This window comes from Ramlibacter sp. P4_H7 (genome assembly GCF_056400765.1).
Genome location: NZ_JBFUKP010000005.1, coordinates 1 through 13,941 on the forward strand (window position 1 = coordinate 1; position 13,941 = coordinate 13,941).

General features: G+C 69.0%; 13 protein-coding genes. 4 read left to right on the forward strand and 9 right to left on the reverse strand.

The features are described from left to right. Positions 1–826: 826 nt before the first annotated feature. Positions 827–2,533, forward strand: a complete 1,707-nt coding sequence (locus tag AC1DSA_RS08570) for a Na/Pi cotransporter family protein (protein ID WP_477888050.1) — start codon at positions 827–829, stop codon at positions 2,531–2,533. On the opposite strand, the gene AC1DSA_RS08575 is transcribed toward AC1DSA_RS08570, so the two are convergent. The 3 genes from AC1DSA_RS08575 to AC1DSA_RS08585 all read right to left on the reverse strand — a co-directional run bounded on the left by AC1DSA_RS08575 (position 2,454) and on the right by AC1DSA_RS08585 (position 4,776). Beyond that, positions 2,454–2,888 carry a response regulator gene (locus tag AC1DSA_RS08575; protein WP_477888052.1) on the reverse strand — a complete coding sequence of 145 codons (435 nt, stop codon included), beginning with the start codon at positions 2,886–2,888 and terminating at the stop codon, positions 2,454–2,456. The genes AC1DSA_RS08570 and AC1DSA_RS08575 overlap by 80 nt on opposite strands. Positions 2,889–3,004: 116 nt before the next feature. Next, positions 3,005–3,796: an NUDIX hydrolase gene (locus AC1DSA_RS08580; RefSeq protein WP_477888054.1), complete on the reverse strand. Its 792-nt coding sequence runs from the start codon at positions 3,794–3,796 to the stop codon at positions 3,005–3,007. Next, a complete protein-coding gene (locus AC1DSA_RS08585) occupies positions 3,793–4,776 on the reverse strand; it encodes a quinone oxidoreductase family protein (RefSeq protein WP_477888056.1) in 984 nt (327 codons plus the stop codon). Before AC1DSA_RS08585 ends, AC1DSA_RS08580 begins: the two co-directional genes overlap by 4 nt. Positions 4,777–4,883: 107 nt before the next feature. Between AC1DSA_RS08585 and AC1DSA_RS08590 the strand changes: the two genes are divergently transcribed. After that, positions 4,884–5,774, forward strand: coding sequence for a DMT family transporter (locus tag AC1DSA_RS08590; protein ID WP_477888058.1), 891 nt, complete (start codon positions 4,884–4,886; stop codon positions 5,772–5,774). 18 nt (positions 5,775–5,792) lie between these two features. On the opposite strand, the gene AC1DSA_RS08595 is transcribed toward AC1DSA_RS08590, so the two are convergent. From AC1DSA_RS08595 to AC1DSA_RS08610, 4 genes are all read right to left on the reverse strand, one after another. Continuing rightward, positions 5,793–6,590, reverse strand: a complete 798-nt coding sequence (locus AC1DSA_RS08595) for an SDR family oxidoreductase (protein WP_477888060.1) — start codon at positions 6,588–6,590, stop codon at positions 5,793–5,795. Between the two features lie 121 nt (positions 6,591–6,711). After that, positions 6,712–7,719 carry a 2-dehydropantoate 2-reductase gene (locus AC1DSA_RS08600; protein WP_477888062.1) on the reverse strand — a complete coding sequence of 336 codons (1,008 nt, stop codon included), beginning with the start codon at positions 7,717–7,719 and terminating at the stop codon, positions 6,712–6,714. Positions 7,720–7,750: 31 nt separating this feature from the next. After that, a complete protein-coding gene (locus tag AC1DSA_RS08605) occupies positions 7,751–8,518 on the reverse strand; it encodes a fumarylacetoacetate hydrolase family protein (protein WP_477888064.1) in 768 nt (255 codons plus the stop codon). An 8-nt stretch (positions 8,519–8,526) separates the two neighbouring features. Then, positions 8,527–8,841 (reverse strand): HAD family hydrolase, encoded by a 315-nt coding sequence (locus tag AC1DSA_RS08610; RefSeq protein WP_477888066.1) that lies wholly within the window; start codon positions 8,839–8,841, stop codon positions 8,527–8,529. Positions 8,842–9,052: 211 nt separating this feature from the next. Here AC1DSA_RS08610 and AC1DSA_RS08615 point away from each other — a divergent pair, with 211 nt between their 5' ends. After that, positions 9,053–9,547 carry a putative pterin-binding protein gene (locus AC1DSA_RS08615; RefSeq protein ID WP_477888068.1) on the forward strand — a complete coding sequence of 165 codons (495 nt, stop codon included), beginning with the start codon at positions 9,053–9,055 and terminating at the stop codon, positions 9,545–9,547. Further along, positions 9,547–11,709: an ATP-binding protein gene (locus AC1DSA_RS08620; protein WP_477888070.1), complete on the forward strand. Its 2,163-nt coding sequence runs from the start codon at positions 9,547–9,549 to the stop codon at positions 11,707–11,709. Before AC1DSA_RS08615 ends, AC1DSA_RS08620 begins: the two co-directional genes overlap by 1 nt. 58 nt (positions 11,710–11,767) lie before the next feature. On the opposite strand, the gene AC1DSA_RS08625 is transcribed toward AC1DSA_RS08620, so the two are convergent. Next, positions 11,768–12,679, reverse strand: coding sequence for a DMT family transporter (locus AC1DSA_RS08625; protein ID WP_477888072.1), 912 nt, complete (start codon positions 12,677–12,679; stop codon positions 11,768–11,770). Beyond that, a complete protein-coding gene (locus AC1DSA_RS08630) occupies positions 12,657–13,940 on the reverse strand; it encodes a DUF3422 family protein (RefSeq protein ID WP_477888074.1) in 1,284 nt (427 codons plus the stop codon). Before AC1DSA_RS08630 ends, AC1DSA_RS08625 begins: the two co-directional genes overlap by 23 nt. Position 13,941 lies beyond the last annotated feature (1 nt).

Here is a 13,941-nt window from a genome sequence, read left to right on the forward strand (position 1 = left end):
GCGTCCCCCTCGTTGTAGTGCGCCTTCTGGGCATTCAGGTTGCCATTGACGAAGACTTCCTGGCTCTGCCCCGTCCCATCGACATCGCCCTGCAGGACCGATCCATCGGCCCACTGGTCCAGGTTGACACTGACATTTCCGCTGAGTGGCTTGGCCATGGCTGACTCCGATCAAGAGAAGTTGAACAAGGCCGCATCCGGCAGGCAGGGCTGCCGGAGTACAGCGGGAAGGATGGAGCGATGCGCGCTCGCGTGGCGGGGCATGGCGTCACGGTAGTGATCCAAGCTCTGGAGCAGCAATACATCGCATGGTGTACCCCGACCGTTCTGAAAACGGCTCGCCGGCCCCTGCCTTGCACGCCAGGTTGAGAGTGGAGATGAAGACATCACGGCTCCCTTGGTGCGCGTGGAGATGCGTCGCCATGGCGTCAGCCTTAGCAAATCCATGCCATGGCGTCCTGTAGGCCGAAACTCCTGGCACGCGCTGGGAGCAGCAGCCAATGCCAGGGCGCGTGCGCTGACCTAGAGTGAGGCCGCCGCGGTGCCATCCCGCCGCGCCCGCCTACGGCGCTTGCCCGGGACACACGGCCGTGCATCCGTGAAGCGAAAAGCGGGGCGGCTTCGCCGACACAGTCTCCCCGCAGCACCGGCCGCGTGCGGTGTCCGGAACCGGTGCTTTCACCGGCGCCGGCGCCGCCTTTCAGGCCGGTCGCGCCCCACCGGACGCGGCCGGCTCTCTTTACGTTGGCGCGGACGCAACTTCTGCACGCACGCCAGGCTGCCGCCTGGCACGCAGCCCAGCTGCCCGGCGTATCATTGCTTCAAACATGAAGCATTTGCTGAACCTGCTGGCGGCCGTTGCGCTGCTGGTCTGGGGCACGTACCTCGTACGCACCGGCATCCTGCGCGTCTTCGGCGCCAACCTGCGGCAGGTGCTGGCCCGCAGCATCGGGACCCGACCTGCCGCGGCCATGGCCGGATTGGGAGTCACCGCGCTGGTGCAATCCAGCACGGCGACCGCACTCATCGTGGCCTCGTTCGTCGGCCAGGGCCTGGTCGCGCTTCCCACCGCTTTGGCCGTGATGTTGGGTGCCGACGTGGGCACCAGCCTGATGTCGGTGGTGTTCTCCTTCGACCTGTCCTGGCTGTCGCCGCTGCTGATCTTCGTGGGGGTGGTGCTGTTCATCACGCGCCAGGCGACGCCGCTGGGGCGCTTCGGCCGCGTGCTGATCGGGCTTGGCCTGATGCTGCTGGCGCTGCGGCTCGTGTCCGAATCCACCGCCATCATCGTGCGCTCGCCGGCGGTGAAGGCGCTGCTGGAGTCCCTGTCCAGCGACATCCTGCTGGAGATCACGGTGGGCGCGGTGCTCGCGGTGGTGTCCTACTCCAGCCTCGCGATCGTGCTGCTCACCGCCACGCTCGCCGCGTCCGGCGCAATCCCGCTCGACGTCGCCCTGGGCCTCACCCTCGGCGCCAACCTGGGCAGCGGCCTGCTGGGCGTGCTGGCCACGGCGAAGTCCACCGTCGAAGTCCGCCAGGTGCCCATCGGCAACCTGGTGTTCAAGTGCGTGGGCGTACTCATGGCAGCTCCTTTCGTGGGCTTCTGGATCCGCACCCTCAAGCCCTACCTGCCCGAACCCGCCGCGGTGGTGGTGCTCTACCACCTGGTGTTCAACCTGCTGATCGCATTGATCTTCCTGGCCTTCACGCACGTGGTGGCCCGCTGGGTCGAGCAGTGGCTGCCCAAGCCGGACCGCAGCATGGTGGCGGGCCGGCCGCACCACCTCGATCCCTCCGCGCTCGCCACGCCCTCGCTCGCCATCTCGAACGCCGCGCGCGAGGCGCTGCACCAGGCGGACGTGGTGGAGACCATGCTGCTGGGCATGCTCAAGGTGATCAAGGAAAACGACCTGCGCCAGGCGGAAGAGCTTCGCCGCATGGACGACACGGTCGACCAGCTCTACTCCGCGATCAAGTACTACCTGACCAAGATCTCACGCGAGGCGCTCGGCGAGGAGGAAAGCCGCCGCTGGACCGACATCATCAGCTTCACGATCAACATGGAGCAGGTCGGCGACATCATCGAACGCATCCTGCTGGACATCGAAGACAAGAAGATCAAGAAGGGCCGCACCTTTTCCGACGCCGGCATGGCCGAGATATGCGAACTGCACGCGCGGCTGCTGGACAACCTGCGCCTGAGCATGAGCGTGTTCCTCAACGGCTCGGTGCGCGACGCGCAGAAGCTGCTGGAGGAAAAAGCCCGGTTCCGCGACCTGGAGCGCGCCTATGCGGGCACGCACCTGATGCGGCTGACCGAGAACACGGTGCAGAGCATCGAGACCAGCTCGCTGCACCTGGACCTGATCAGCGACCTGAAGCGCATCAACTCGCACATCTGCTCGATCGCCTACCCCATCCTCGATTCGGCCGGCGCGCTCTCGCCCACCCGGTTCAAGCAGGTGCAGCCGGAAGAGCCGGCGCTGTCGGTGCCACGTTCGTCTCCGCATCCGGATGCTCGCGCTGCGCCTTGAAGCGCGCGCAGTAGTCCACCAGCATCTCCAGTTCGGTCGACTTGTCGAACACGGCATCGGCGCCCAGCTGCATGCAGCGCCAGCGCACGTCCCGCGAGGAATGGTTGCTCAGCACGACGACCTTCTGGCCGGTTCGGCGCTGCCGGCACGCGTCCAGCACGTTCATGCCGCTGCCTTCCTGCAGGAACAGGTCGATCACCGCCAGGTCCCAGTCGTTCTGGGCGAGCCAGCGCTTGGCTTCGTGTTCGGATCCGGTGGTGCCCACGGGCTGCACCTGGGCCAGCTCGTTCAGGGTCTCGATCAGGTTCTCCCGGATCGTCGAGCTGTCCTCGACGATGTAGGCGCGGAACGTCATGGCTTCTTCTCCAGGGACGGCCACTGCGGCGGGCCGTCGTCTGGGAAGCCACTGTAGGCGTCCACCTGCAGCGCGGCTGAAAGCGGCCAAGCCATGCTGCTGTAGGAAAGCACAACTCAGCCGGGATGGGCGGCCAGCAGCACCAGCGCAGCATCGATGGTGCAGGCGTCCTGCTGCAGGCGCAGCGCGACCTCTCCGGCCTCCAGGCACTCGAAGGCCGCCACCTCGCCGTCCTGGTTGCAGGGCGCGACGCCCTGCGGCAGCGTGCCGGCATACCAGTCCAGTGTTTCCACCACGTAGCCATGGGGCTGCTCGGCGAAGGGACGGCGGGTCTCGACGCGGCCGCGATGGCGCAGCCCTTGCAGCTGGGACAACTGCAGGCCGGCCTCCTCCCAGGTCTCGCGCGCCAGCGCCTGTTCCAGGCCGTCGCTCGCCGGCACGGTGCCGCCCACCAGCGTGTCCCACAGGCCGGGGTCGGAGGGCTTGTCGAAGGCGCGCTGCTGCAGCCAGATGCGGCCGTCGGGTGCGATGGCGGTGAGGTGCACGGCCTGCGTGGCGATGCCCAGCGCGCGCGTGACGGCACGCTCCACGGTCCCGAGCACGGCGCCATCGCCAGCGCGGACGGCGAGCTGCTCGTTGCGCCAGGTGTGGGCCAGGCCGGTGTCGCGCAGCACCTGGGCGATGCGCTGCAAGGAGGCGCCCAGGTCGCCGGCGATCCGCCATCCGCCGTCGCCGGCAGCTTGCAGCAGCACATCGCCGGCGAGCCCGGCCCTCGCAAACAGGTCGGGCTCCACCGAACCGATGCGGTGCGCCTGCCACCACAGCGGAACGCGCGGTCGCAGAGGAGGCGCGTCCGCCCGGGCCTGCAGGCGCTCGCGCCAGGCGGGCGCGACCGCCAGCGCCGTCACAGCGTCAGGATGGTGCAGCCGGTGGTCTTGCGCGCTTCCAGCGCGACGTGCGCCTCGCGCACCTGCGCCAGCGGGAACTTCTGGTCGATGCGGATCTGCACCTTGCCGCTGGTGACGGCGCCGAACAGGTCGTCGGCCATCTGCTGCGTGCTCTCGCGCGTGGCGATGTGCGTGAACAGGGTCTGGCGCGTGACGTACAGCGAACCCTTCACGCCCAGGATGCCGGGGGCGAACGGCGGCACCGGCCCGGAGGCGTTGCCGAAGCTGGCCATCAGGCCGAAGGGCGCGAGGCAGTCCAGCGACTTGTCCCAGGTGTCCTTGCCCACGGAGTCGTACACCACCTTCACGCCCTTGCCGCCGGTGATCTCCTTGACCTTCTCCTTGAAGTCTTCCTTGCTGTAGTTCACCATGAACTCGGCGCCGAGCGACTTGGCGAGCCGGCATTTCTCGTCGCTGCCGGCCGTGCCGATCAGGCGCAGGCCCATGGCCTTGGCCCACTGCACGGCGATCAGGCCGACGCCGCCCGCGGCAGCGTGGAACAGCACGAAGTCGCCCTCCTTCAGCCCGCCCTGGGGCAGCGTGCGCTTGAGCAGGTACTGCGCCGTCAACCCCTTGAGCATCATCGCGGCGCCGGTCTCGAAGTTGATCGCATCGGGCAGCTTGCACACGTTCCTGGCGGGCATCACGCGCACTTCCGAATAGGAGCCGGGGGGATGGCTCGCGTAGGCCGCGCGGTCGCCGGCCTTCAGGTGCGTGACGCCCTCGCCCACCGCCTCGACGATGCCGGAGCCTTCCATGCCGAGCGTCGCCGGCATCGGCAGCTGGTACAGGCCGGTGCGCTGGTATACGTCGATGAAGTTCAGGCCGACCGCGTGGTGGCGGATGCGGATCTCGCCCGCGGCCGGGTTGCCGACCTGCACGTCCACCAGTTCCATCTGTTCGGGGCCGCCGTGCTGGCGAATCTGGACCGCTTTGCTCATGTGAGACTCCTTGTGCTGTGGCTCGGAATGCCGCGCATGGTGCCATGAATCCCGGGGCATCGCCCCGGAAGGCCCGGTCGCACGTCGGCTAAAGTGCGCGGCTGCCCATGAACCAGCGCCTCACCTTCTCCACGGCCCTCCTGCTCACCCTGGCGCCCGTGTTGTGGGCCGGCAATGCGGTCGTCGGCCGCCTGGTGGCACCGCTGGTGCCGCCGCTGACGCTGAACTTCCTGCGCTGGGCCCTGGCCTTCCTGATCCTGCTGCCGTTCGCCTGGCGCGTGCTGCGCGCCGACGGCCCCATCTGGCCCAACATGCGCCGGTATGCGGTGCTCGGCCTGCTGGGCGTGGGCTGCTACAACGCGCTGCAATACCTCGCGGTGAAGACCTCGACGCCGGTGAACATCACGCTCGTGGGCTCCAGCATGCCGGCCTTCATGCTCGCACTGGGCGCGGCGTTCTTCGGGCAAAGGATCAACCGGCGCCAGGTGGCAGGGGCGCTGCTCTCGGTCGCCGGCGTGCTGGTGGTGCTGTCGCGTGGCGATGTCGCGCACCTCGCGCAGGTGCGCTTCGTCGCGGGGGACCTCTACATGCTGCTGGCCACCGCGGCCTGGGCGCTGTACAGCTGGCTGCTCACGCGCCCGGACGAGCTGCGGCGCGACTGGGCCGGCTTCCTGATGGCGCAGCTGGTGCCCGGCCTGGCGTGGTCCGGCCTGTTCGCGGCGACCGAAAGCGTGGTGACGACGCAATCGATCCAATGGGGCGCGCCGCTGGCGCTGGCGCTGGCCTTCATCGCGATCGGGCCGGCGATCATCGCGTACCGGTCCTGGGGCGTGGGCGTGCAGCGGGTGGGACCCAACATCGCGGGCTTCTTTTCCAACCTCACGCCATTGTTCGCGGCGATGTTCTCGGCGGCCTTCCTCGGCGAGCCGCCGCACCTGTACCACGCCCTCGCCTTCGTGCTGATCGTCGGCGGTATCGTGGTGTCGTCGCGGCGCTGAGCACGCCGCGACCCTGCGTCAGTAGGTGCCGGGGTAGGCCCCGCCGTCGATCAGCACGTTCTGGCCGGTGATGTAGCTGGCCTGCGCGCTGCACAGGAAGGCGCAGGCCGTTCCGAATTCGTCCGGTGTGCCGAGCCGCTGCGCCGGGATGGTCTTCATGCGCATCTGGCGCACTTCATCCACCGACTTGCCGGTCTTCTTGGCGGCACCTTCCATCGTCGCCTTGATGCGATCGGTATCGAACGATCCCGGCAGCAGGTTGTTGATGGTGACGTTGGACGACGCCAGCTTGGTCGTGCGCGCCACGCCCGCGACAAAGCCCGTGAGCCCGCTGCGCGCGCCGTTGGACAGGCCCAGGATGTCGATCGGCGCCTTCACCGAGCTGGAGGTGATGTTGACGATGCGGCCGAAGCCGCGCGCCGCCATGCCGTCGACCGTGGCCTTGATCAGCTCGATCGGCGTGAGCATGTTGGCATCCACCGCCTTGATCCAGGCCTCGCGGTCCCAGTCGCGGAAGTCGCCGGGCGGCGGGCCGCCGGCGTTGGTGACCACGATGTCGAAGTCCTTGCGGAAGGCAAAGACTTTCGCCCGGCCTTCCGCCGTCGTGATGTCGACCGCAATGGGTTCGACCTGCGTGCCCTGCGGCACCTGCGGGTCCTTGCGCAGCCTGTCCGCGGCCGCCTGCAGCGCCTCGGCGCCGCGCGCCACGATCACCACATGCGCGCCCTCGCGTGCCAGCGCCTGCGCGCAACCGTAGCCCAGCCCCTTGCTGGCGCCGCCGACCAGCGCCCACTTGCCCTTGATGCCCAAGTCCATAGATTGCCCGCACTGAAAGAATGAACCGCGATGATACGCACGGGAGCGCAGGGCGTGGGCCGGCCGGCCCCGAGCCCCCGGGCGCGTGTCAGGGTTGCGGCAGAGCAGGCGCGCCCGCCGCTCAGGCGGGCTGCATGCGCACCCGCCCGCGCTCCGCGTCCATGTTCTTCGCCAGCAGCTTGACCAGGGCGTAGACCGTGTCGATGTGGGGCGTCGGCGTTTCGGTCATGCGCGCCAGTTCGGCCACCGAGCCCACCAGCGCATCGATCTCCGGCGCGCGTCCGGCCTCGATGTCCTGCAGCATCGAGGTCTTGTGCTTGCCCACCTTCTCGGCGCCGGCGATTCGCTTGTCCAGCGGCACGCGGAATTCGATGCCCAGCTTGTGGGCCACGGCCTGGGCCTCGCGCATCATGTTCGCGGCGAGACCGCGCGACAGCGAGTACTGGCAGATGTCGACCAGCGTCGCGTGCGTGAGGCTGCTGATCGGGTTGAAGGTGAGGTTGCCCCACAGCTTCAGCCAGATTTCCGAGCGGATGTTGTCCAGCACCGGGGCCTTGAAGCCGGCGCGCGTGAACACCTCGGCGATGCGCGTGACGCGCTCGGAGGTGCTGCCGTCCAGTTCGCCGAGCGGGAATCGATCGCCTTCGATGTGGCGCACGACGCCGGGCTCGACCAGTTCGGACGCGGGATAGACCACGCAGCCGATCACGCGTTCCGGCGGGATGCGACGCGCCAGTTCGCCGTCGCTGTCGACGCTGCGCACGGGACTGCCTTCCAATCGGCAGCCGGTCTTGTGGAAGTACCAGAACGGGATGCCGTTCTGCATGGTGACCACCGCGGTGTCGGGTCCGAACAGCCGCGGCAGTTCGCCCGCCACGGCGGCTACCTGGTGCGCCTTGGTGGCCAGGATCACCACGTCCTGCGGGCCCGCTTCGTCGTAGTTGTCGGTGGCGCGCACGTTGCGCGCGGTGAACTCGGCGCCGTCGTGCATCACGAGGCGCATGCCCCGCTCGCGGATGGCGCGCAGGTTCTCGCCGCGCACGATGAATGTGACGTCTTCGCCCGCGAGCGCGAGCTTGACCCCCACGTAGCCGCCGATGGCACCGGCGCCGATGATTGCAATCTTCATGTTCCCTCCCGAGGGAATGAGGGGGTTGAACTTATTCGAAACGGTTGGAGAGCTTGCCGATGCCGGCGATCTCCACGTCGACCTGGCTGCCGGGCTTCATGGAGCCGACGCCGACCGAGGTGCCGCACAGGATGATGTCGCCCGGCAGCAGGCTCATGTCCTGCGAGATCAGGCTGACCAGTTGCGCGACCGAGAAGCGCATGTCGCTGACGGGGTAGTCCTGCCGCACCTCGCCATTGAGCACGGTGCGCACGCGCAGCTTGTCCGCATCCAGCCCCGTCGCGACCGCCGGCCCGAAGGGGCAGAAGGTGTCGAAGCCCTTGGCGCGCACCCATTGGGCGAAGGACGCATCGCGGTTCAGGATGTCCGCCGCCGTCACGTCGTTGGCGCAGGTGAAGCCGAACACGTGCTGCAGGGCGTCCTGCTCGCTGACCTGCTTGCAGGTGCGCCCGATCACGATCCCGAGTTCGCCTTCGAACACCACCTTCAGGCCGCCGCCGGGATGCCGGATGGTGCCGCCGGGCTCGAGGTAGGAGTTCGGCGTCTTCACCAGGTACAGCGGTTCGGGCGGCGCGGAGAGATTGAGCTTGTCGCCGAGCGCCTTGAAGTTGTTCCACAAGGCGATGACCTTGGTGGGCTGCACCGGCGTTAGCAGGCGCACGTCGGCCAGCGGCACCGTGCGGTCACCGCGGTCGGGGTATTCGAACATGTTGCCGTGCCAGACCCGCACGCGCTCGCCTTCGAGCGTGCCGAACCGCACGGTGTCGCCTTCGAGGAAGCGCACCCATTGGAGTTGCATGGCGGCTCCTAGGCGGCAAGGCGCGGTTGGGGATCCTGCCCGATGCGGGCCTGGACGGCGGCGGCGATGCGTTCGTGGCAGCGCGCCTTGGTGGCTTCGATCAGGTCCACCAGGAAGTCCGCCGTGTACGCGCGCAGCAGGTGCGCCTGCTGGCCTTCCAGGTAGGAGCGCACGCCGGCGCGGCCGTAGGGCTGGAGGCGCGCGAAGGTCTCGGCGTCCCAGTGCCACCCGAGCTCGAGTTCCTGGAAGGCCGTGTTGTAGGCGTGGCGGTGGCCCTCGGAGGCCGTGTCCGCGGTGGCGGGGGGATGCAGGGGTTGCAGCACTTCAATCTCCTTCGATTCAAAACCGGTGCCTTTGCAGGCTTGAAGGAAATCTAGGGCTCGCCACCAATAAAGGATAGTGAAACTATTTGATGATGTTCATCAGCGATCGTTGATGGTTTCCCCCATCCCTGGCCCTGGCTGGGTTTGGTTGACAATGAGGGACTAGCTGCACCCGGCTCCATCCCACTCCCATCCGATCGAGGAGAGCTTCTTGATCCCAGGCCTGTCGCGACGCGCCCTCATCGCGTGTGTCCCCGCCGTCCTGGCCGCCCCCTGGCTGCACGCGAACGAACACGAAGTGGCACTCCAGGTCACCGGGCGGGTCAAGTCGGGGAGCGTGCGGCTGAGCCTCGCTGACCTGCAGAAGCTGCCGCAGCACAGCTTCGTGACCAACACGCCGTGGACGCGCGAGCCGCACATGTACGCGGGGCCCCTGCTGCGCGACGTCCTCGCCGCCGCCGGCGCCGACCTGACGGCCACCACCATCCGCGCTGTGGCCCTCAACGATTACCAGATCACCATCCCGCTGAAGGACGCCCTCAGCTACCCGGTGATCGTGGCCCACCAGCGCGATGGCAAGCCGATGCCGGTGCGCGACCGCGGCCCCCTGTTCATCATCTATCCCTTCGACAGCGACGCCGCCCTGAATTCGACGCGGTTCTACCAGCGCGCGATCTGGCAGCTCAAGAGCATTCAGGTGGATTGATGCGGCCCTGGACCGACCGCACCCGGCTGATCGTCTTTGTGGCCTTCGCCATCGCGGTCACCATCCTCGGGGCCGCGATGCTGTCGATCGCGCAGGGACGCCGCGTGGCCGCGGAAGAGGCGGTCAAGATGGGCTGGCGGGACTCCGTGGCCGGCGTGGTGTTCGGCTTCGAGCGCGAATTTTCGCGTTTCCGCGGCGAGCTGGCCGCCGACGCGCGCCACCCGGAGGACGCCGCCCTCGACGACCTGCAGCTGCGCTACGAGCTGCTCGTGAGCCGCATCCGGCTGCTGGAGTCGACGGCTCACCTCGACGTGCTGCGCGGCACGCCGCAGTACGCCGCGCTGATGGAACGTCTGCACGCGATCAACGCGCGTGGCGACATCGTTTTCGCCGATCCCGCGCCCAAGGCCGCGGGACTGGTCGCGCTGTTGCGGCAGGTGGACGAGGCGACTCCGGGCGTGCAGGATTTCACCCGCACGGCCTCGGCCGCCATCGGCGAGGTGCTTCAGGGCCAGTTCGACGTGATGCAGCAGCAGGCCGTCGCCATCGTCGTGCTGACGCTGCTTCAGTTGGTGGTGCTGGCCGCTGCGGCGGGGCTCGCCTTGCAGCATATCCGCAAGCAGGAGGCGACGCGCGCCAGCCTGGAGGCGCTGGCCGCGCAGTTGCAGGAAGCCAAGCATGCGGCGGATGCGGCCAACCGCACCAAGAGCCAGTTCCTGGCCAACATGAGCCACGAGCTGCGCACGCCGTTCCAGGGCGTGATCGGGATGCTGCAGCTGCTGGACCAGTCGTCCCCCACCCCCCGCCAGAAAGACCTGATCGGGACCGCGCGCGACTCGGCCAACCACCTGCTCGTCCTGCTCAACGACGTGCTGGACCTCTCGGCCGTCGAAGAGGGGCGCGTCGCCCTGGAGCACCGGACGCTGGACCTGCACCGCAGCTGCCGCGACGTGCACGACCTGATGCGCGGCCAGGCCGCGCGCCGCGGCCTGCGCATGCACACGCAGATCGCTCCCGACGTGCCGCACTGGGTCGAGGGCGACGTGACGCGCATCAAGCAGGTGCTGTTCAACCTCCTGGGCAACGCGATCAAGTTCACCCCCGCGGGCGAGGTGACGCTCGAGGTCGGCAAGGGCGCCGGCGGCACCGTGCTCTTTGCCGTCACCGACACCGGCATCGGCATGGACGAAGCCACGCAGGGGCGGCTGTTCCGCCGCTTCGAGATGGCCGACGTGAGCCTGTCACGCCGCTTCGGCGGCGCCGGACTGGGCCTGGAGATCTCGCGCAGCCTCGCGCGCCTCATGGGCGGCGACATCGTGGCAACGAGCCAGCCCGGGCACGGCTCCCGCTTCGAGTTCAGTGCGGTCCTGCCTGCCTGCGATGCGCCGGAACCCACGATCGCTTCGGCCCCAGCGCCGTTGCAGCAGCCGCTGCGGCTGCTGGTGGCCGACGACCATCCGGTCAACCGCAAGTATCTCGGCCTCGTGCTGGAGAACATGGGCCATGCCGTGGTGCTGTGCGAGGATGGCGCGCAGGCGCTGGCGCAAATCCGCGCGGGCGCCTTCGATGCGGCGCTGATGGACGTGCACATGCCGGTGATGGACGGCCCGGCCGTCACCGCAGCCGTGCGCGCGCTGGACGGGGCCAGGCGCGCCCTGCCGATCCTGTTGATCACCGCCGACGTGATGGTCAGCACGCGCGACCGCGCGGGACGCTCCGGCGTCACGGCCTTCCTGCAAAAGCCCGTGCAGGCGGCGCAGCTTGCGGCCGCCCTGCAGGCCGCGGTCACGCGCACGGTCCCGGTCGGCGAGCCGGCCGCCGCCGCCGGTGAGCCGCTTCCCTCGCACGCCGGCCAGCGGGCCAAGGGTCTGCCCCCTCACCGCCTCGAAGCACTGGTCAGCATGTTCTTCCAGGACGAATCCGGAACGATCTCCGGGCTGCAGGCCATGCTCGCTGCCGGCGACGGGCAAGGCGCCAGCGCCATGGCGCACAAGCTCAAGGGCCCCGCGCACCTGCTCGGCTTCCGACCGCTCGCCGCGCTCGCCGAGGAGATCGAGCAAGCCGGACGCGACCTGCCCCAGGCGGACTGGGTCGGGATGCAGGCGCGCCTCGCGCAGGCGATCACGGAGGCGCGCGCCTCCGTCCTGCTCGCGCAGCACTGAACACCAGCAGGCCGGACGTTCTTCACGGCGCGTCCGTCGCGCAGCACGCCGCCCGTCTTCAGCGGGTCCCGCGGGTGAACACGAAGATGCCGGCGATGACGAGCGCCGTCCCCGCGGCCACCCAGGCGGTGAAAGGCTCGCCCAGCAGCCACACCCCCAGCAGGATGGTGGAAATGGGCCCGACCATTCCGGCTTGCGCCGTGGCGGCGGCACCGATGCGCTCGATGGCCATCATCACCAGCAGCACCGGAACCGCAGTGCAGGCCACCGCGTTGAGCAGCGACAGCCACACGACCTCCGGTGCGACGCTGAAGGCCGTCGCCACCGGACGCAGCAGAACGAACTGCAGGATGCACAGCAGGCAGGCGACGCTGGTCGCCAGCCCGACCAGCCGCAGCGAGCCGAGGCGCTTCACGAGCTGGCCGCTGTAGACGAGGTACATCGCATAACTCGCCGCGCTCAGGAGCACGAGCAGCGCACCCAGCGCCACGTTGCTGCCTTCCAGGCGCGCCTCGTGGCCGAACACCAGCACCACGCCCGCATAACTCACCGCCATGCCCGCCAGCTGCACGCGCGAGAAGGGCTTGCGGTACGCCAGCCAACCCAGCAGGAGCACGAGGGTAGGGGTGATGTACAGGATCAGGCGCTCGAGGGAGGCGGTGATGTACTGCAGCCCGATGAAGTCGAGGAAGCTCGCGAGGTAGTAGCCCGACACGCCCAGGCCCAGCACGCCCAGCCAGTCGCGGCCCGAAAGGGGCGCCTTGCCGCGGCTCGCCCACCACGACATCACGGCGAAGATCGGGAGCGCGAACAGCATGCGGTACATGATCACCGTGACCGCATCCACGCCGTAGCGGTAGGCCAGCTTGACGATGATGGCCTTGCCGCTGAACGCCATGGCGCCGGCGAGCGCGATCAGCACGCCGGACCAGGCGGGGGCGGTCTGCTCAGGGGCCGAGGAGGCGGGCATGCAGCCGACGCAGCGAGAGCCAGACGGCGCCGGCCACGACCGGGATGGCGCATGCCGCCGTCGCCTCCGCGCTGAACGGCCAGCCCAGCGCCTGCGCGCCCTTGGCCACGTAGCTCACGAGGCCGACGATGTAATAGGTGATCGCCGCGACCGACAGCCCCTCCACCGTGGCCTGCAGCTTCAGTTGCAGGTCCTGGCGGCGGTTCATGGTGCCCAGCAGTGCCTGGCTGCTTTGCTGCTGTTCGATCTCCACGCGGGTGCGCAGCAGGTTGCTGATGCGCGAGACGCGCTGGGACAGCGCGTCCTGCCGGCGCACCGACCAGGCGCAGGTGGCCCGGGCCGGCGACAGTCGCCGCTCGATGAATTCGCCCAGCGTCTGCAGCCCGCCGAGCTTCGCTTCGGCGACGTCCTGCAGGCGCTGGTCCACCAGCTCGAAATAGGCGGCGCTCGCGGAAAAGCGCGCGTGGGTCGCGGCGTAATGGCTCTCCACCTGGCCCGCGAGGCGCGTGAGGCGGTCCAGCAGCTGCGGCTCCTCGTCGCGGCCGGCCAGGCGGATCGCCTCGGCCAGCGCCGCCAGTTCACGCTCGGCAAAACCGAGCACCGCCGAAGCGTCGCGTGCCGCCGGCAGCCCCAGCAGTGCGGCCATGCGGTAGGTGTCGACTTCCAGCAGCCGCTGCACCAGGCGACCCAATCGGCGTGACGGCAGTCCGTCGGCCAGCAGCACCATCCGCGAGGAGCCGTCCGCGTGGATCGCGAAGTCGGTGAACACGGCGCCCTGCCCGTCCGCGATGGTCGAACCGACCAGCGTCTCCTCGTGCAGCAGGTGGCGGGTCAGCGCCTGCGGCTGGATCTCACGCGTGGGCAGCACCCACACGTGCAGGGCGGCGAGGCATTGTCCCGGCAGGCCGGCGAGCCAGTCCTGCGGCACCGCCTGCACCGCAGTCAGGGGCTCGGCGTCGCCGAAGCCGGCGCTGTCGAACGGACGCGAGAAGGTCCACGTCACGAATTCGGTGTGCATTTCCCAGCGCAGGCGAAACCCGCCGAAGTCCATCCGCAGGTGGGTGCTCTGCGCATCGGGCTGGGGCAGGTGGTGGTCGCGCAGCAGCGCGCTCAGGTGCTCCCGGCTCGCCTCGCGCGCGGCGGCGTCCCCGAACATCACCACGTGCGACAGCGCGAGCGGCGCGGCCATCGCTTCGGGCGGGCGGGCGTGGATCTCGTTGTGCAGCAGCACCCGTTGCGGGTGCGCGGGAGGCTGGACCATG